Source organism: Sulfurovum zhangzhouensis (assembly GCF_030347965.1).
In the GTDB taxonomy this organism is placed as follows: Bacteria; Campylobacterota; Campylobacteria; order Campylobacterales; family Sulfurovaceae; genus Sulfurovum; species Sulfurovum zhangzhouensis.
On sequence record NZ_JAQIBD010000004.1, the window covers coordinates 34,130 to 54,313 of the forward strand.

Annotated in this window: 15 protein-coding genes; 7 read left to right on the plus strand and 8 right to left on the minus strand. The window is 42.1% G+C overall.

Annotated elements, in window-relative coordinates:
- Window position 1 precedes the first annotated feature (1 nt).
- Genes PGH07_RS09965 through PGH07_RS09975 form a run of 3 tightly spaced genes read right to left on the minus strand, consistent with a single transcriptional unit; the run spans window position 2 to window position 6,300 of the window.
- Window positions 2-1,123 (minus strand): metallophosphoesterase, encoded by a 1,122-nt coding sequence (locus PGH07_RS09965; RefSeq protein WP_289414325.1) that lies wholly within the window; start codon window positions 1,121-1,123, stop codon window positions 2-4.
- Between the two features lie 48 nt (window positions 1,124-1,171).
- Window positions 1,172-3,184, minus strand: a complete 2,013-nt coding sequence (locus PGH07_RS09970) for a translocation/assembly module TamB domain-containing protein (RefSeq protein ID WP_289414326.1) — start codon at window positions 3,182-3,184, stop codon at window positions 1,172-1,174.
- A gap of 23 nt (window positions 3,185-3,207) precedes the next feature.
- A complete protein-coding gene (locus tag PGH07_RS09975; protein ID WP_289414327.1) occupies window positions 3,208-6,300 on the minus strand; it encodes an efflux RND transporter permease subunit in 3,093 nt (1,030 codons plus the stop codon).
- A gap of 175 nt (window positions 6,301-6,475) precedes the next feature.
- On the opposite strand from PGH07_RS09975, the gene PGH07_RS09980 reads away from it, so the two are divergent.
- The 4 genes from PGH07_RS09980 to PGH07_RS09995 all read left to right on the plus strand — a co-directional run bounded on the left by PGH07_RS09980 (window position 6,476) and on the right by PGH07_RS09995 (window position 8,418).
- Window positions 6,476-6,946, plus strand: coding sequence for a toxin-antitoxin system YwqK family antitoxin (locus PGH07_RS09980; protein WP_289414328.1), 471 nt, complete (start codon window positions 6,476-6,478; stop codon window positions 6,944-6,946).
- Between the two features lie 6 nt (window positions 6,947-6,952).
- Window positions 6,953-7,624, plus strand: a complete 672-nt coding sequence (locus tag PGH07_RS09985; protein WP_289414329.1) for a M48 family metallopeptidase — start codon at window positions 6,953-6,955, stop codon at window positions 7,622-7,624.
- 10 nt (window positions 7,625-7,634) lie between these two features.
- Window positions 7,635-7,892: a hypothetical protein gene (locus PGH07_RS09990; RefSeq protein WP_289414330.1), complete on the plus strand. Its 258-nt coding sequence runs from the start codon at window positions 7,635-7,637 to the stop codon at window positions 7,890-7,892.
- Between the two features lie 61 nt (window positions 7,893-7,953).
- The gene (locus PGH07_RS09995; RefSeq protein WP_289414331.1) at window positions 7,954-8,418 is read left to right on the plus strand and encodes a globin domain-containing protein; all 465 of its coding nucleotides are present in this window, start codon (window positions 7,954-7,956) and stop codon (window positions 8,416-8,418) included.
- On the opposite strand, the gene PGH07_RS10000 is transcribed toward PGH07_RS09995, so the two are convergent.
- The 5 genes from PGH07_RS10000 to PGH07_RS10020 all read right to left on the minus strand — a co-directional run bounded on the left by PGH07_RS10000 (window position 8,415) and on the right by PGH07_RS10020 (window position 14,737).
- Window positions 8,415-9,359 carry a bifunctional methionine sulfoxide reductase B/A protein gene (locus PGH07_RS10000; RefSeq protein WP_289414332.1) on the minus strand — a complete coding sequence of 315 codons (945 nt, stop codon included), beginning with the start codon at window positions 9,357-9,359 and terminating at the stop codon, window positions 8,415-8,417. The genes PGH07_RS09995 and PGH07_RS10000 overlap by 4 nt on opposite strands.
- Before the next feature lie 182 nt (window positions 9,360-9,541).
- Window positions 9,542-10,240 (minus strand): porin family protein, encoded by a 699-nt coding sequence (locus PGH07_RS10005; protein ID WP_289414333.1) that lies wholly within the window; start codon window positions 10,238-10,240, stop codon window positions 9,542-9,544.
- A gap of 14 nt (window positions 10,241-10,254) precedes the next feature.
- Window positions 10,255-13,566, minus strand: coding sequence for an SdrD B-like domain-containing protein (locus PGH07_RS10010; RefSeq protein WP_289414335.1), 3,312 nt, complete (start codon window positions 13,564-13,566; stop codon window positions 10,255-10,257).
- Window positions 13,567-13,814: 248 nt separating this feature from the next.
- A complete protein-coding gene (locus PGH07_RS10015) occupies window positions 13,815-14,198 on the minus strand; it encodes a DoxX family protein (protein ID WP_289414337.1) in 384 nt (127 codons plus the stop codon).
- Between the two features lie 2 nt (window positions 14,199-14,200).
- Complete coding sequence (locus tag PGH07_RS10020) at window positions 14,201-14,737, minus strand: MOSC domain-containing protein (RefSeq protein WP_289414338.1); 537 nt, start codon at window positions 14,735-14,737, stop codon at window positions 14,201-14,203.
- Window positions 14,738-14,802: 65 nt separating this feature from the next.
- Here PGH07_RS10020 and PGH07_RS10025 point away from each other — a divergent pair, with 65 nt between their 5' ends.
- Genes PGH07_RS10025 through PGH07_RS10035 form a run of 3 tightly spaced genes read left to right on the plus strand, consistent with a single transcriptional unit; the run spans window position 14,803 to window position 20,184 of the window.
- Window positions 14,803-15,996 (plus strand): TolC family protein, encoded by a 1,194-nt coding sequence (locus tag PGH07_RS10025; RefSeq protein WP_289414339.1) that lies wholly within the window; start codon window positions 14,803-14,805, stop codon window positions 15,994-15,996.
- Window positions 15,997-17,052, plus strand: coding sequence for an efflux RND transporter periplasmic adaptor subunit (locus tag PGH07_RS10030; RefSeq protein ID WP_289414340.1), 1,056 nt, complete (start codon window positions 15,997-15,999; stop codon window positions 17,050-17,052). It abuts the gene before it with no gap.
- Between the two features lie 9 nt (window positions 17,053-17,061).
- On the plus strand, window positions 17,062-20,184 hold the full coding sequence (locus PGH07_RS10035; RefSeq protein WP_289414341.1) for an efflux RND transporter permease subunit: 3,123 nt from the start codon (window positions 17,062-17,064) through the stop codon (window positions 20,182-20,184).

The window sequence follows — 20,184 nt, forward strand, 5'->3', positions numbered from 1 at the left end:
TCTATCCTTTGATAAGTTTGAGGCATGTGATCTCACTGCTGGCTCCCAGTCGCATTGGAGGGCCCCAAAATCCAGTACCTTTATTGACATAGACCTGTGTTTTATCACTATGCCTATGCAAACCGCTCACATAAGGCTGCTGAAGTCTTACCAATGCCTTAAACGGGTAAAGCTGTCCGCCATGCGTATGACCACTCAGCATCAAATCCACTTTCCCATCTGCCTCTTCAACAAAACGTGGCTGGTGGGCCAATAATATGGTCGGGGAATCCTGTTCAATCCCCTGAAGAGCAAAGTGGATATCAGGCTTATACTGCTCGATCCGATATCCGAAAACATCATAGACGCCTGCCAGGTTGAACCCCTCTCCCTTTTCACCGATATAAATGTTTTCATTCTCCAGTACCCTGATCCCAATACTTTTTACATATGCTATGATCTCTTCAATACCATGAAAGTATTCATGATTACCCACGATAAAGTAGGTACCATAGGTTGATTTCAATCCTCTTAAAGCTTCTAACGCTTTTTGAGCCTGAGACAACTTCACATCAACCAGGTCTCCTGTAATGACAACCAAATCAGGTTCAAGAGCATTGACACGGTTGACAACATTTTGCATAAATTTTTTGTTGATCAATCCCCCTACATGGGTGTCGCTAATCTGTGCGATCGTGTAAGGTCTTGCCAGATTTTTGATCTTGACAGGCACCTCTTCAAGCTTTACGATACGTGCCTGATAAGTTGCATCGGCACTCACACCAAACGCCACCCCCAATGCACCGATATCCAGACTCTTCTTCAAAAAATCCCTGCGCTGAGGCTGCATCGGTATACCCAGCATCCCCACTCTGAAGATATCATAGAAAACTGCCGTACAAAAAAGTAAAAAGAGTATCCCGATCGGTAAAGAGAGCAAGAAATAAAGCCAATTTGGAGTATCGCTGAAGTAACGCGCCAGCATATAGCCAATGATACCTGCATAGTTGAGCAGCAAAAAAAAGCGCAAGTAATGCTTGATCTGATCACTTAAATGCAGATGATTGATCAAGCGTCTGCTTATATAGATACTGATAAGGGCAAAAAAGCCCAAAAATATTGCGACAAAAGGAAGTATATTCATAGTACGATTATATCCAAGAGTATACTGCTGTGCAATACACTCTTTGGATTACTTCAAAAAGCCTTTTAAGAGACCTTTTACGTTATCGCCTCCTCCGTCTTTTAACTTCTTATCCAGGAGATTATCTACTTTTCCATCAATCTTGGATTTGAGGAGTGCAGAAGTATCCAGTGCTACTTTTGGCCGATTCAGTGTCCCTGTGATCTTTCCTTTTAATGCTTTGTCCTTGTATCTCATATCTACAGAGGCATTGATCTGCTCACTTCTTTTGTCCAAAGTACCGTCAACTATCTTGAGATGACTAATAGGATTTTGTGCAATAAAATCAAAGTTAAACCTTGTCGGGGATATTGTCGATACAAAAGTAGCTTGGTTGTAACGCTCTTGTGTCAAATCTATTTGCAGCAACTGTTTCAGCAGAATTGTAAGCTGATTTGGCAGGATACGTGCACTGTCAAGCTTTGCATCTACCCTACCTCTTTGTGTGGCAAAGTTATAGTCTACTTGTGCTTCGCTCAGTGCTTCAAGCACTTGCGGATAACCAAGCATATACATCACCTTGGATACAGTAGCACCATGAACGTCTGCTTTGATCTGCTCGTTGACAAGCTTGTATGAAACACTACCGTCAAACTCTTTACCCTCGCCGGTAATAACAAGATCTTTTTGTTTACTTATTTCCCCCCTAAAGTCCATATCCCCTCTATATTCTTTCTCCGTCAAGGGCTGAAGCTTTCTTAGGTCGGGGATGTAAAAATGATACGATGAGTGTAATGCCCCCGGAGCGATATCATATACCATATCCGGCATACTGAGGTTGGCCATTGTGGTATCAAGCTTTGTTTGGGCATAAACTTTATGGTCTTTGATCTTCCCATTTGCAGATATATCATAGTTGAACTGCTTTCCTAGGTTTACATCCAATTCCTTTTTGACGACAGAACTCTCTGCACCTCCACTACTTTTAAGATCAAATTTTCCGGAAAGATCGCGCAGCTGGGAAAGATATACATTAGCAGAGAGTTTTCCGCTAGCATACCCGGGTGATCCAATCATTTTCAAGAAATTCGAAGCCTCTACATCTTTCAGTGTAGCATTCAGAGCACCATTCTCATAATAAAACCTGCTTTCCCCGCCTAGAGAATGTGTCATACCTGTAGCACTGACTTTCTCTCCATTGAGTAAGACATTACCAGCCAGTTTAAGTTTTCCTTCTATTGGTGCTTGTACCACATTTTTAAGTTGGGTCATATCAGGGATATCCAATAAATAGTCGCTCTCTAGTTTCTTCGCTTGTAGATGATAACGGGTCTCACTCAATGTAAGCGTTGCCAATGATGTAAGGATTTCTCCCTTTGCCAGGAGTGTATCCCCTTGTGCATTAGCAGTGATGTTGGCTTGCAGTGAGGTATCTGAAGGCAGTGCAATATTGTACTGCTGCTTAATTGCCTTTGCATCGATCCAGCCATCTTTGATCTCTAGATGAGCTTCTCCCTGAGGATGACTCGGATCAAGAGTAGGCATATTCACATTTACGCTCATATGTCCCTTGGCATAAGGTCTTTCACCTGCAAGTACAAGTATCTCGGCAATACTTGCCTCTTTGAGATACAACTTTATGTTCCGTGGCTGATTCTCATGAAAATTCAGATCATAGTGAATATCGGAAGCAAAAGCTTCACCGCTTCCAGTGATATGCATATCCTCCATACGGCCTGTAGCTTTTCCCTGTATGTGCAGTGGTTTATCGATCGTAAACTCTTGGCTTTGTATCTTTTGCGCATCCAAAGTATATGCGACATCAAAACTTTGATCAAACAGGTCGATAGGCCCCTCGGCCACGACATCAACCGAGTCATTCACTTTTGCAACTGCTGTCACAAATCCCGGTTTCAGTGACAGCTTCACAATCTCAACTTTGGCACCCTCTACATTATCCTTCAACTGAGCATTGATATAAGGCAGGAAAAGGGCATTCCCGCTTGGGGTAAAGGCCACAAAGAACACACTGCCCAGCAAGGCAGCAATCAGTAGTATAAAAATGACAATTTTGTTCATCATTACACCCCCTCTTTTTTTCTATATTACTCTCTTGTTGGTTTGATCTTGTTGACAACAGCATAAAGAGCCGGAAGGTAGACAAGGTTTAGTACCGTACCCCATAGAAGTCCAAATCCAAGTGATATTGCTATAGGCTGTAAGATCACCGCCTGCCCTGTTGCATAGAAGATCAGTGTAAAGAGCCCCAAAAACGTCGTAATAGAAGTGATCAAAATCGGTCTGAGCCTTAACTTGGCCCTCTCGTAGAAAGTCTCAGCGTTATGTGTACCGTGAAGGAAGTCCAGCATAATGATCCCGTCATTGATAACAACTCCGGCAAGTCCCAGCATACCTATCACTGATGGCATCGAAAGATTGATATCCAAAATTAGATGCCCTAACAGTGCGCCCAACAATGAGAATGGGATCACCGACATTACCATCAGAGCATAACGGATACGAGGAAAAATAAAGAGCAAAGCAATCAAGATCAAAAAGAGTGCGATTAGTACAGCCTTTTTCATATCATCCTTCAACTGCTGGTTCTTCTCACTTTCACCTTGGAGCGTGACTTTGATCCCCTGTTTTCTGAGCTCATCAAGCAGAGGTTCGATCTCTTTGAGTACCTCTACAGGTGTAGTCTCTTTTTTATTCACATTGGCAAAGATAGACTTAACAATGTTTCCATTGTACTTTTCAATTTTTTCATAGGCTCTGATCTTTTCAATCTCTGCAATCTGTGTCAGTTTAACAAACGACCCGTCCGGGGTAGGGATCATGAAGTTCAGTAAAGTATCCTCAGAGTCTTTACCCAGAGCACGTGTTCGTATCTCCATTACCCCTGATTCTCCAAAGGTCATCGCTTTACGGCTGTCCAAAAAATAACCTGCTAAGGTCTTGGCCACCATACTCTCACTCAGTCCCAGTTGCTCACCATAGTCATTGATACGCAGCTTGTACTCTTTTTTACCCAATTGGGCATTGTCTGTAACATCCTTAACATGCGGTATCGTCTCAAGTTTTGTTTCGATCTTTGTTATCGCTTCAGCGATCTTTTGACTCTCTTTGCTGCTCAAATTGATCTTGATATCACTTTTAATAAGTCCCGGTTTCTGCTCTTTGACCCCTAGCTCTTCAAGCCCATATTTTTCCTTTAGAGGCTCGATCTCTTGTTTTAACATCTGTGCTATCTCATAAGTATGATATTTTCTGATACGTTCAGGATCATTAAAATTAAATTCAAAAGTTAAAATAGGATTCACTAATGCATCTATAAAGTTCTGAGGTTCCATATCATAAAGCTCCATGGTAATATAAAGCAGATTATCTCCCTGCTCACTTTCCCCTGAGAGCGCTACCCTGCTTCCTGCGACTGTGGATGTTGCCTTGAGGGCATATTCGTCTTTATGCTCGATCACAAACTTTTCAATCTCCTCAGCGATCTTCTGTGTCTCCTCGATAGGTGTATCGATGTTGGCTTTCCCTGAAATATACAGATAATTCCCGTCAAAACTCGGGAAGAACTGGAAGTTGAGCATCTTGACAGTAAAGATGGTCAAAATAGGGATCAACACGACAAAAGTGAACAGGAAGGTATACTTGTAATGGATCACTTTATGCAGAAGCGACTCATACATGTCCTGAAATTTGGTCCAATCGATCATATTTTTTTGTTTTATCAGTATCTCTTCAGAATGCAGCGGCAAAAACAAAAAGCTCTCTATCAGAGAACCTATCAATATCATGATCACTGCTATAGGGATCAATATGATAAAGTTCTTGATCTCACCTGTCATCATGAAAAGAGGCAAAAATGCCGCAATCGTTGTCAATGTTGCCAAAGAGACCGGCAGAAGCATCTCTTTTACACCTCGTAAAACAGCTTCTCTTTTCTCTACTCCCTGATTGATATATCGCTGGATATTTTCACCGACTACAATCGCATCATCCACAACAATACCAATTACTATCAGCCCGCCAAGCAAAGAGACAATGTTGATCGAATAGCCCATAAAGTAGATAAAGATCAATCCCACGGCAAAAGAGATCGGAATACCCATTGCCACTACCGTAGCGATACGGACATTGATCAGCAGCGCCATTGAAGCAAATACTAGGATCAACCCAAACAGAAGATTAGAGATAACGACATTCAACCTGTCTTTGACCGGTTTTGACGTATCCTGGTAGAAATCAAAATAGACCTTCGGATACTCCTTGGAGAGTGTATTTTCAGCAAACTCCCGGAGTGTCTGAGAGAGCTCGATCGCATTTCCCTCTGCACCCTTTGAGATCATCAGTGTCATATTGCGGCGGCCGTTAAAGGTAGAGAGCGTTTGATCCTGAGGATAAGTGATCTCTATGTTCGCGATATCTCCCAGTCTTACTTGATGTTCTCCCACTTTTATCAGTGCAGATTCCCACTCTTCCTTTCCGTCTTTACCATGTACCGTGGAAAGGAAGATATAATTCCCGCTCTCTTTGATATCCCCTATCGGATAGATATAAGAGAGATTTGAAACTGCAGAGATCACCGCTGATGGATCAAGCCCGTAAGCACGCACCTGATCTTTTTGCAGCTGAATAGATACTTCTTGGTCAGCATCTCCATAGATATTTACTTCACTGATGTACGGTAATCTTGCGATTTTTGACTTAATCTCTTTTGCTCGCTCGATCAGCTCACCCTTGCTGAGTTTCTCACTAGAAAGGGATAAGCTAATTAGAGGTCTGTTGTGATTGAGTATCTGTGCAGTGGGTTCCACCATATCAGAAGGCAGGTACTGTCTGCTTCTAGCAATGGCATCTTTGGCTTTGTCCAACGCATCACTTTTATCTGCACCGTTTTCCAGGTTGATGGTGATAGAGAAAGTTCCCGGAAGGATCAGCGTCTCTATGCTCTCTACACCTGTGATGTCACCTAACTCATCTTCGATATCCCGTACCGCCATCTTGTCAAGATTTTCTGCACTTGCCCCGCTGTACGCTCCGGCGATAGAGATCTTATCCAATGTAATCTCTGGAAAAAGTTCTTTTGGAATATTTTGATAGGCATTGATCCCAAGAAAAAGAAGAAAAAAGAGTAATACATAATTTAGCCTTTTATTATGTAAAAAATACTCTATAATCCTCATCATCTACGATCCTTTTGCTCTAAAAATTGGTGCATTATACCCGTCCAGCCGTCTTCTTGTCAACAATAGATATGATAGCGGCACAGGATTTTTAAAATCAAAGTAAACCCAAAGTAAACCCAATATGATTTATAATATACTAATGCCAGATATAAATCATACAAACAAGGTGATTCACATGAACAAATTATCGTTTTTATTCTTATTTTTACTTGTCTTTCTTTTCAATGGTTGTAATAGTACAACATCAGGCACCTTGAGCCCCCAAAAACGTGTAGTTGACGTGAAAAAAGATTACTATACCGGTGGTATGTTGCGCTCTGAGTTTTTTATGTATGACAAGACAGGGATGAACGGTTTACGTAAAATGTATGGATATAAAGGCTCACTCCTCTCAAAAGTAGAGATCCAAAACGGTGTTCCGAATGGGAACGAGACACTCTATGATGATGAAGGGCGTGTTCGTTTAGTAAAGCCCTATGTAAATGGAAGGATCGACGGTGTTGCAACAGTTTACTATGATAACGGCACACCTAAAATGACCATTACCTATGTAAAAGGTGTCAAACATGGACCTGCCGCAAAGTATAACCCTGATGGTTCTGTTTTTGAAAAGAAGATGTTTCAGCACGGAAAGGCTATAAACTAAACCTATATGCTTTCTCTTCTGCCTCACTATACCCATATTGTCAATCCCAGGTTAAAACATGTCTACCTCAAGTTTGATGAGAAGGGTAATCTCATCATTAAATCACCTAAGATATCACAACGTCGGATTGAACAGATACTGCTGAAGAAGTCTGCATGGATCAATCGTGCACGAGAGAAGATAGCATCTCAAAAAGCAAAATGTGTAGACTTTTCAGAAAACAGTGAACTCTACTACTTTGGAACACCCTACCCCCTTCATCTTATAGCACATAAGAAACAAAGGACTACACTGCTCTTTGAAAAAGAATGTTTCACACTGATGTATCATAATTATGACGAAGCATTGTTTGAACAGCATGTCAATCGATTCTATAAAGTACAAGCACAAAAGGTGATCCCTCCGCTTGTTGAAAAATGGGCACAAAGAATGCAGCTTTCACCAACAAAGATCACATTTAGAAAAACAAAGCGTCAATGGGGAAGCTGTTCGGCTAGAAATGCTTTATCCTTTAATACCATGATGATGAAACTGCCTCAAAATGTGATAGAATACATCATCGTTCACGAACTGGCGCATATCTCACATAAACACCACCAAAAGCCATTTTGGGATCTGGTAGCCAAACACCTGCCAGAGTATAAAATGCATATCGCCACACTCAAAACCTATAGATAAAGGATCAGGAATGGATACCCTCTATGTCGTACTTTTTATGCTTATTATTCTTATGGGGTCAGTAATAGGCTATATCTACTATCTCAAAGAAAAGAAAGCACAGCTTGATGCTATCAAAAGAGGGTTTTGTCCATCCTGCAGACAAAATACGATTGAGATCACAGATCAACGTTCAAGCGGATGCTGCGGACCTAAGATGATCACGTTTGAGTGTAATAGTTGCGGCTATACCAACACATTCTCCATCGAACAGGGATGCGGGATCTAGCAGTTGACATCTCATTATTATCCTGATATAACGTTGCAATCATAAAGCATAAAGGTAAGTAATGCAATTTAGTACCAGATCATTGAGTTTTTCAATTCAGCCCTATCAACCAGGCATCAGACCACCTGTCACCAAACCTAACCCTGAGTTTCTTCAGGATATAGGAGAAGAAGGAATGCGGGCACTTCTTCAGAGGTTCTATACAAAACTTCACCAAAGTCCCATCAAAGAGATATTCCCTCCGACACTTAAAGAGATGCAAGAGGCAGGCGATACTTCTGCAGATTTTTTCATACAGATCTGTGGAGGACCTGCTTATTTCAATCAAAAGCGCGGTGCACCACATATGGTCAATCGTCATGCCCCATTTACCATCACTCCCGAGACGCGTTTACATTGGCTGGAACTTTTTAAAGAAGCCCTTCAGCCGATCATTGAAGAAAAGCAAAGCAGTGATGCCAACATCCAAAGCTTTTGGGACTACCTCAACATCTTTTCACTTTGGATGGTCAACACACAGGCTTAGTCAAAACGCTTAACGCGTCTATGACAATAAGGGGTTGTCCCTTTATGCTTGTAGTAGTCCTGATGGTACTCTTCGGCCTTATAAAACGGTGCGGCATTAAGTACCTTGGTAGCTATCTTATACCCTTTCTTCTCAAGTACTCCTATCAATTTATTGACAACTTTACGTTCTTTGTCATTATTGACAAAAACAGCAGAGTAGTATTGACTACCGATATCCGGTCCCTGTCCATCCACCTGGGTTGGATCATGTATCTCAAAAAAGGTTTTAGCCAAAGTTTCATACGAGACCTGTGCCGGATCATAGATCACTTCAACTGTCTCAATGTGCCCTGTATCACCGCGTACTACATCGTAATATCCTGGATTTTTGACATTTCCGCCCATGAATCCAGAGCGTACCTCGATCACTCCTTTAACCTGCTCCATATAGTACTCTACGCCCCAAAAGCATCCTCCCGCAAAGTAGGCTTTTGCCTTCTCTTGCACGTCACTTTTCTTTTTGTCAAAGGTTAGGGATATAGAGTTGACACAATGGCGGGTATTTTTGTCGGTATAACCTTCTCCTTTGAATACATGTCCCAAATGTGACCCGCAAGTTGCACAGACGATCTCCGTACGCATCCCGTCTTTATCGGCTACTTCTTTGATCGCTCCGGGTATGGCATTATCAAAACTCGGCCAGCCGCAGTGGGATTCAAACTTGTCTGAAGAGCGGAACAAAGGGGCATTACATACTTTACAACGATAGATACCATCCTCTTTGGTATAGACATACTCTCCTGTATATGCTCTTTCTGTTCCCTTATTGATCAACACATACTTTTCAAACTCACTAAGCCTCTCTACATTGCTCTTCCATGGTTTCATTGAGACGGGCATTTCCGTAGCTATACTCACTGTAACGAGCGCTGAAAGTAAGAAGAATATCATTATTCTCATAGCATTCCTTTTTTTGCAAATAATAACTGTACATCGTGCAGTCTCAATGTACTCATACCATATTATCATTGTCTGATCACAACCAGAATGATATTGCATATATGTTAATAGAGTTGAATCTTTATGAGAAATATGAAGAGAAAAGAAGTACTGGGGAGCCCTAAAAGCTCTCCAGTAAAATATTAAAAGTCGTAAGTAACCCCAAAACTGACAATATTGGATCTGTATTTTACCGGCCCTTGGTCATGGAGAAGGTTCTGATAATCAACCCATAATCCCCATTCAACTTCCTGATCACCATGTCCGTCAAAAGGTCTGTCAAACTCCGGTACCCCGTTTACACTATTTTTATAATGTTCATAATCATCCTCTTTGGAGGAGAGATCATACTCCAAACCGATACCGGCACTGAATCCATTATGTGAAAAGGTTTCGTGTATCCCATCACAGTTTGTATCAACTTCGGTATGTCCATAACCTAAAAGACCGTACAGGTTGAATCTCTCACTTAACGGTATTTGCGGTTTCAGGTAGAGTCCATAATGTTCTGTATTAAAGAAAGCATCCAGAACACTGGCATTGAGATAACGTGCTTCAATCCCAAAGTATTGATTGAAATCATACCCTAATCTTACGATACCACCCCAGTTATCATCTTCTGTTCTGACTATATCTCTTATATTTCCTTGAAGGTCATAACAGTAACAGTCTCGGGTGACATTTGCCCAAACCAGACCAACCCCGATGTACCAAGGGTTAATATCAGCTTCTTTTATCTCAGCCACAGGCGAAACTGCAGGAGCAACCATTTTTCCTCCTGCATAGACTGAACTGATAGACAAAAGAGTAGTGAGTGTCGCTGCTTTAATGATCGTTTTCATTATTCCTTCCTCCCTTATCTTCTATTTCTCTCTAGTTGCTCTTCTTTGCGAACAAAGAAAAGACCTATCATCAATGTCATCAACATCATGAGGGTAGCCGAGATAGTCCCCATTGCCGAGCTATTATCCGACGACGCCATATCATGACAGCTACAATAAATACCCGCATCGATCGTCAAGTTATCTTCACCGGACATAGTAATCACACCTGTCAACCCGGTACTGTCCGCATCTGAATCGATGGAAGGATCTACACCGCTATGTATCGGAGAGAAGACATAATTTGATGGCATCCCTGAGAATCTCACTCTATACTCACCTGGAACTACAGTAAACTGGTAGCTGCCATCGGGGCCTGTAAACTTGATACCGTCATCATAGATATCTGTAACCGGTAAACCATTAGCATCAAGGAGTTCTACAGTCATCCCTTCTACCGGATCTTCACCAAGGTCCTGGATACCGTTATTGTTGTCATCAAACCATACATAATCACCCAACACTGCATTGGTAGGAGCAATGTTGTCAATATCAAATGCTGCAGTCTCTCCTGCAGTCACATTAAAGTCATAACAACGATCGATGTGACCGTCATGAGAAACCAATACTAAATCCGCAGTGATGTTAACATCATTGAGGAACCAATCAGCATTCCATCCCTCTTTTACGTTCACCTCACAGAGTGTGTAGGTTTTACCTGGTTGCAGCCTAGCCCCAGAGAAGTCAAGACCTGACGTTGTATTATGTTCAATAATACCCTCTTCACCTTCAAGCGTAAATGTCCAAACTTCTGTGGTAGCGTTACCGTCTTCTGTTTTAAGTACACTGATTCTTCCACGCTCACGGTTTGTAAAGGTACACTCTATAGTTTCACCCGGATCAAGATCGATATTCGCCGTACGGTTCAGTAGACTGGTTGTCGTACCATTATCTTCCTCACCATCTCCCAGGCTCTCTGTACATATAAGTCCTGTGAGATCATAAGATGGGGACTGACCTGTAAGCTTAGCATCCGCTTCAGTAACCGTATATTGTCCTGCTCGGAGATTTAGATAAGTTTTTGTCGTCTCCGCATCACCCAATACAAGTGGATCAGAACTGTTGATATCTTGTGTAAAGTTAAAGTCAACAGCAGTAGAACCTGCAACAAACTCTTTATTGATAATCACCGTACCGTACATTGCGTTTGCAAATACACATTCGTAGGTTGAAACATTCATATCAATAGTATAGTTGAAGTCACATCCTGATCCTACTCTTCCAATTTGATACCAACCTGGTTTTAATGTCTCTTGGACCCTGTATCTTCCACTCTCAAGATTGTTCGGCTCCACCAGTGTCGCCATACCTGTTCCTACACCTGTCAGGTTACTTTCAACAGGATCCCAAGTCATGTTAATATCATTCCACTTGTAGAGAGTCATAATCCAGCTGCTATTTTGATCAACACCATTTATTGATCCAGGATCAGTCACTTTGTACGCCCTTACACCTGGACGTCCAGCTTTCTCATTGACAAATTCTACTGTTCCACTACAATGTGGAGTCAGCCCATCAATTGTCAAATCAACCTGTCTCACTGAGCTTCCAACCACGGCATAGCCGACTTTTGTATGTTCAGCTACACCATATAGAGCCGGTGTAAGCCCGGAGAAAGTGATAGATTGACTTGGATTGGACTCATTGACCTCTAGCGTAAATGTTTCATTGAAGTCAATTCCGTTAACCACAGTAAAGTTAAAGTCTAACGTCTGTCCAGCAGGTATCTCTGCTATATCCATCGTTTTGATAATGGTCAAATTCACCTCTGCATCAGCGATGAGAGAGATACTATAGGTTCCACTGTTTGTTGCAGTACCGCCACCTGTTCTCAATGAAGCGATATCACTTAATGTTCCTGTAGTCTTAGTAGCATACGGTGCATAGATCGTTTTATGGAACGTCACGCTTCCATTACTCTCTGCAAGATCAGATGTCCAGTTAACCTCTCCATTGGTTATGGTATCTGCAATGTAATTGTCAAAACTACCACTCGCCGGTGTTGCTACAGAATAGTTCAGATCATTTCCTGTAAGCCATTCACGATCTTTGATCGTAGCATTCTCATCCCCACCCTGTGAGGTACCTTGAACAAAGGCAGTTGCAGTAGCTGTTAGGGTAGGAGGTGTGAAACCTGGATAGCTGATATTGACATCATTTTCCTGGTACGTTGCCACTGCCACATCATTGTAAACCAGATAATCAGCCGGGACAGTGAAGGTATGTGTACAGATAGGCTGCGTTCCGCTATGCGCCGGGAGTGTTACCGTTGGACAAGTGAGTTGTCCTACCTGGTTACTCTGGTCTAGACCGCCAAAGAGGGTATCGACGACTGAAATGTCTATAGCACGATTTGCCGCATTATCAGCCTGTATTACAGTGGTTATATTGACATTTCCAGCTGGCGTTATCTCGCCTTTGGTCCATGTGACTGTGATATTCACATCTTTTTGTAAAGGTAGAGTGCTATCACAGGTATTGTTAAATGTGACCGTATTAGAAGAAGAAGACTTTGAAACCGTCCATGTTCTACTTCCTCCTCGTGTCGCCTGCATAGTCTTGCTAAATGAGGTAGCGATAACATCCGGTAATGGAAGCGTTTGGTCACCCACATTCACACTTGAAGCGACACTGATCAAACGGCTTTGGAGCGAAGATCCGCTATATCGGCTTGAACCGATCGCCAGTCTCATATTGTAGATCGCCACACAGGTCAGATCGGTAGGATAACCGGTTACATCAACGACACGAAAGATCTCTTGTTCAGTAACCGGTGTAATCTCGATCGTTTGCGTTGCTATCCCTCCAATAGAATAACACTCAGAAACTACAATATCTGGGTCTTTTCCGTCTGAGACTGCTATCGCTCTAGTTGCATTTACATCCAGTGTCAGTTCAGTGATGTAGTCCCAACCAACAATATTAGGATCATTTGTATCCTTATAGTCACCACCTACTTTAAATGTAAAACTTTGCGGACTTCCTGTGGTATTGGAGAAAATAATATGATGAGGAACAAGGTCCAGTTCAGACCAGTATTTCATATTTCCTTGAGTATAAGCAGCATCGTCACAAAAATACATATTGATTGGATTATTATATACATCCGGTACGACCTCTAACCGATAGTTATTAGTATCTGATGACCTACATCCCTGCAGATCAAGGCTTAGATTCCCCGCTTGCGTAGTAACTGTTGCAGTACTTATAAAGATAATGCTGCATAAAGCTTTCCCTAGACTTTTCCGTTTATGACTAAACCATGAATCAACTTTGGTCAACCCCATTTTCTACTCCTTATTGCTTCAATCAAAGTTAACTTATTTCAAGCACCACTTAACAACATATATCTTAATAAAAAACAGATGTTTGCTTAATCTCCTTCATTCAGTAACCTGACGGTTTTCAAAAACTTATGGTTTACCGTCCTCTTATATTTAAGTTTGGCTACTTGGGTCTAGTATATCATAAATTTAAAGATTTTTATAAGGTATCTATTATTTAGTATAATACTTATTTATAAAAAAACTATATTTTAATCTCTCACCACTGCGTACTTGCCTGAACCCAGCAATACAATGGCACAAGCACTCAATAGATAGAACATCTGCAATTCCACTGCCCACGCTCCATGTGCCCCAAGCTTAAGCAGATTCCCCATTTGTGTAAGATAGAGCACCACAAGCATGTTCATTCCGATAATAGCTGCCCAAACTCTGCTCTTCCAGCCAATGATCAAAAAGATCGGAGCAAGAATCTCCCCTACATATACACCATAAGCCAACATCTCCGGGATTCCCTGGCTTTTCAGTATTCCTTTGATAAATGCTATACCGTGCAGTGCTTTGTCAATACCGTGAAAAAGCAGCAACCCGCCGACCATCACTCTTAATATCAATTTTGCAATATTATCACCCATTTTTACTCCTCTAAAATAACTTCATCACCACATTGTATCATACCGCTCTTCACAATTACGGCACGATATCCACCGATATACTTCAAACCCTTCATGACGTCTGCGTCTAGAAGTTTGGAGAGATAACGACACGGCGGACAGGTACGTACGATACGAAACTCGGCATCCCCTATCCTGAAGATCTTATCTCCTATCTTAACTGCATCAAATCCTTTGATCACCAGATTTCTGCGCAGGTCAACAAAATCCAAAGCAGTACCCAACCTTTTGTTGCATTCAGCCAAACTTTCATAAGGCAGGATGCTCACCTCTCTGACAGACTGGTCTAGCTGAGGCTTGTTGAATGTACCTCTTGCATAGAAATATCGGTCGCCTTCTAATCCCTTGCCTTTAACTGCCTGCACAGAATCAACATAGTGTAGTGGTTCTTTGGCCTGCTTACCTATGATAATGGCATGAAGTGTCATTGTTGTTTGCATAAAAATATTGTAATGAAGTTTCCCTTGGAAAGATAATTTTTTAACCTTTTTTGCATTCATTATGCACACATTTTACACACACTTAAGATAGACTTAAAACAAATTTAGAACGAGGATTTGAATCTATGCGTATTTTTCTCTCTGTATTACTTATGCTTTATGTACTTGAAGCACAGAGCATTGACAACCTTGTTGAGCAAGCTTTGAAAAAGCACCCTTCTCTTCAAAGCATACACTATCGGCTCTCATCTATGGATGAACGTATTGCCAAGACCCAACTATGGGAAAACCCGGACCTTTCATTTTTTGTCAATGATATCCAGTTTGAAGAGCCTTTTAATCGTTCACTTGAACCAATGCAGTTCCAGGCAGTGAATATCAAACAGAAGTTTCCCTGGTTTGGCAAACTTGCGGCACGCAAAACCTATGCACAGGAACAAAAAAATGTCGTTCTTGATTCCTATGAGGCGGCACGAATAGAGCTTGCTAAGCAGGTGAAAATGACAGCTTATACGGTGAAAGAACTCGAAGCCCGTATGGCCGTGCTTCGCAGCTATCAGCATCTGGCAAAAGAAAATATCGAGATCTATACTGCTACCATCTCTACTGAACCCAAGAGTCATACAGCAAGTATTTCTGCAGAACTTTCACTCTTCAAGATCAATATACAACTAGAACGCTACACTGCACTGCTTCAATCACAAAAAGAGAAACTTGGCTACCTGACACAGCAAGACATCAAGACCGTATCCGGGAAACAGGGTATTGAACGTCCATTATCCCTGGATCATTATCTTGCCAGATACGAACACAATCCAACCTATCGCATGAAGCTGTCACAAAATAGAGCTGCATTTGCCAACAGTTCGTTGGTGGACTTGGAAGCTACCCCTGATCCTTATGTACAAATGGGCTACTTTAACCGTAATAGTTATCCCGATTACGGCTCCGTTACGATAGGGGTCTCTTTACCGATCTATGGTAAAGAAACACTCAATTCCCAGATCGCCAAAAAAGAAGCGCTTTCTGCAAAAAGTGACGTGATGGACTATAAAGCCTTTCTCCAAAGCGAGATACGATCCAACTATGCCAGATTGAATGAGGCATACCGTATTTACCGTATTATCCAAGAAAAAAGTTTACCGCAGCTCTCCCATATGCTTGAACTTCAGGCTTCTGCGATAAAAGAAGGTGCTGATCTTTTCACTTATACACAAACTCTCGAACAACAACTTGCTTTAGAAGAAGAGAGCCTCTCTATCAAGGCTGAATATCTTCGTACCAAAGCCACACTCCATGCACTTATAGGAGAGATATAAATGTACCGCTCTTTGATCATACTCATCATGTTCACACTCACATTTTCAATGCAAGCTGAAGAGCTGAAACAAACACCAGAGAAAACCAGCGAAAAACCTCGCGAACAGATACAACCTACGGTCAGTCAACTTTTCAACGTAACTACTGTCAAAGTCAAAAAAGGGTCTATTGCCCCTAAAAAGACCTATTACGGCTATGTAGTTGCCGATGATGCATTGATGACAGATATCGTAGCTTGGTATTCAGGATTTGTTGAAATGTTGTATACCAATCAAAGGTATCAACGGGTCAACAAGGGAGAAGCCCTTGCAAAAGTATACGCACCTGAGGTTTACAAAGCAAAGCAGGACTATCTCAACTCTTTAAGGTTCGGGGATAAACATCCATCTCCCGAGATGATAAAAAGTGCGAGAGACAAACTGGAACTTCTGGGAGTCGATCCTAAAGAGATAGTATCGATCGAACAAACCAGAAGAGTAGATACAATGACAACCATATATGCTCCCGTGAGCGGATGGATCGTAGAGAAACACATCAATAACGGTTCTGCATTCAAAACCATGAACACGCTCTTCACCATTGTCGACCTGGAACATGTCTGGGTTGAGATGAAACTGTACCAGGATGATCTAGAGAACCTTAAAGAGCTGAACCACTTCACTATAAAGATCAAGGGGATCAACAACACCTTTCAAGCCAAGAAGTCTCTGCTCTATCCTATGATAAACCCTAAAGAAAGCACTGCCACCTTGCGTTTAACACTTCAAAATCCCAATGATATTTTAATGCCGGGAATGTATGCGACCATCAGTGCAGCGGCATCACAAAGTACACAGCTTCTCATTCCCCGCACTGCAGCAATAAGAAAAAACGGCAGTTGGTATGCATTTTTGGCCACAGAGTTTAAAGGGGAGTATGAGCCTGTCAAGATCGAGCTTAAACCGCTTGATGACCAATACTTTATTGTGACACAAGGTTTAGATGAGGGAGAGAGTATTGTAAATAATGCGCTATTTATGATGGATTCAGATGCCCAGATCAATAGTTTATATTAGGACGAAGTAATGATTGAGAAATTGATAGCAGCCAGTGTCAAGAACCGTTTTTTGATTCTCATGGCGGTACTTTTTATGATCATAGGATCCGTCTGGTCTATGAAGCATACACCTCTGGATGCCCTCCCGGACCTTTCACCACCGCAGGTGATCGTGAAGGTAAATTGGAAAGGACAAAGCCCGGAAATCATCGAGGATCAAGGAACTTATCCTTTGGTTTCACAATTCCTTGCTATTTCAGATATCAAGACAGTACGCGGATTCTCTACTTATGAGAATGCTCTGATCTATATAATTTTTAAAGAAGGAACTGACCTCTATTGGGCCCGTTCCAGAGTACTTGAACAGCTTGCCTCAGTGCAGAGCAAACTGCCCGACACTATGGAAGTTTCACTGGGACCGGACGCATCGGGGGTTGGATGGGCCTTTGAGTATGCACTGACCTCCAAAACCAAAACACTTGAAGAGTTACGTACGCTGCAGGACTACTATTATAAATACGGGCTGATGGGTGTTGATGGCGTAAGTGAAGTTGCGTCAATCGGCGGCTTTGTCCCAACGTACCAGGTAACGGTCAACAATGATGCACTGGCTCAGTATAGTCTCTCCATCAAAGATATCGCACGTACCCTAAAAGAGAATAACAACGATACAGGCGGCCGAATCGTGATACACAACGGTTATGAATGGATGGTACAGGCAAAGGGATATCTCAAAGATCTTGAAGAGATACGTAACCTTGTTATCACTACAAAAGGGGGAGTGCCTCTTACATTGGGGGATGTTGGACGTGTTGAGAAAGTGCCGATGGCAAGACGCGGGTTGGCAGATCTCAATGGTGAAGGAGAGGTCGTTGGAGGGATCGTCATGGTACGCTACGGTGAGGATGTTTACAGTGCCCTGGAACGCATCAAACAAAAGATGCAAGAGCTTAAAGTTGAGGGGGTGAATGTCGTCACGACTTATGACCGGTCCGAGCTGATCGGCAAAGCAGTGGATACGTTAAAAAGTACGCTGATTGAAGAGAGTATCATCGTAGTAGTGATCATCGGGCTGTTTTTAATGCATCTTCGCTCTTCTCTCATCACTCTGATCATCCTGCCTCTCACCATCGGTATGACCTTTTTACTGATGAAACTCTTTGGGATAGGATCGAACATTATGAGTCTTGGAGGGATCGCCATTGCTATCGGTGCAATGGTAGATGCTTCGATAGTCATGATTGAAAATGCCCATAAAGCGATACTCAAACGTCAAGAAGAACTGGGAAGCAAGCTTAGCCACCAGGAACGTATCGCTACGATCGTGAAGGCTGCACAGGTAGTAGGTAGACCGATCTTCTTTGCACTGGCACTGGTCGTAGTATCATTTTTACCTATCTTTGCACTCTCAGGTCAGGAGGGACTGCTTTTTACTCCGCTGGCCTATACTAAGACCTTCGCGATGACTGCGGGGGCATTGTTGTCAGTGACACTTGTTCCTGTGCTGATGATCTATATGGTCAGGGGAAAGATTATACCCGAATCCAAAAATCCTCTGAACCGTTTTTTTATCTGGCTCTATACCCCGATATTGACCTATGGACTCAAGTTCAAATACATCATCATTGCAGTTGCAACTCTATTGATATTCTTTACATTCTTGCTTTATCAAAAGCTGAATTGGGAGTTTATGCCGATGCTTGATGAACAGAGTGTGATGTATATGCCTGTCACACCTTACGGTATCTCTGTGGATCAAAGCAAAGCGCTGACACAAAAAACAGACCGGATACTCAAAAGCTTTCCGGAGGTTGAAACTGTTTTTGGTAAAGGGGGAAGAGCTGATACGGCAACCGACCCGGCACCGTTAGGAATGATAGAGACCATCATCACTTTCAAACCGAAAAATGAATGGAGAGAGGGGATGACAACCGAAAAATTGATAGCACAGATGGATGCAGCACTTCAGGTTCCGGGTCTTATCAATTCATGGACCTATCCTATCAGGGGACGTATCGATATGCTGCTTTCGGGTATCCGTACACCACTGGGGATCAAACTTTACGGTAAGGATGACAAAGGGCTTCAAGAGATTTCCAAGCAGATCGAAACAACGCTTCGTTCGCTTAACAGTACACAGTCAGTGATCGCTGACCAAGCAAGTGCAGGATATTTCATTGATATTAAGATCAATACCGAAGCACTTAAACGCTATGACATTGACAAATCATTGATCCTGGAATATGTCTCTACTGCGATCGGAGGAAAACAGATCACTACCATGTATAAAGATCTGGAACGTTATCCTGTTGCACTACGGTTTGAAGAGGATGAAAGACGTAACCTTGATGAGATACGAAATATTCAGATCAAAACACCATTGGGATTTGTACCGTTGAGGACCTTTGTCGATGTAGGATACCGTGAAAGCGCATCAGTCATCAAAAGTGAGATGGCAACACCCGTTACCTTCATCTCTATCACGCCAAAGATCGGTATGAGTGCTGTTACTTATAAAGAAGAAGCGATCAAAGCACTGGAAAAGATAAAATTGCCAGATGGATACTATATCCAATGGGCAGGGCAGTCTGAATACCTTGAGTCTGCCATGCAAAAAATCATATGGATCGTTCCCCTTGTATTGCTGCTGATCTTAGTTCTAATCTATTTTGCATTGCGTGCGCTGATACCATCCCTGATCGTATTTTTTACATTACCGTTTGCTCTTCTTGGCGGACTTATCTATATCGATATGTTGCAGTTTAATATGAGTATAGCAGTGATCGTAGGTTTCCTTGCTCTTTTGGGTGTAGCAGCAGAAACAGCCATCGTAATGATCGTTTATCTTAAAGAGAGTGTTGAACAGATGCGTTTAAAAGTGGGAGACCGCTTTGACCTGAAGTATTTGAATGATGCCATCTATGAAGGTGCGGTACAAAGGGTCAGACCAAAACTGATGACCGTATTTGCGATACTGGCAGGTCTGCTCCCTATCATGTATACACATGGTGTCGGCTCCGAAGTAATGCAGCGTATCGCAGCACCGATGATAGGAGGAATGATCAGTTCTGCCCTACTCAGTCTTCTACTGATACCGATCTTTTATGAGATATACGAGAAGATACAACTAAAGAAAACAAAAAAGGAATGA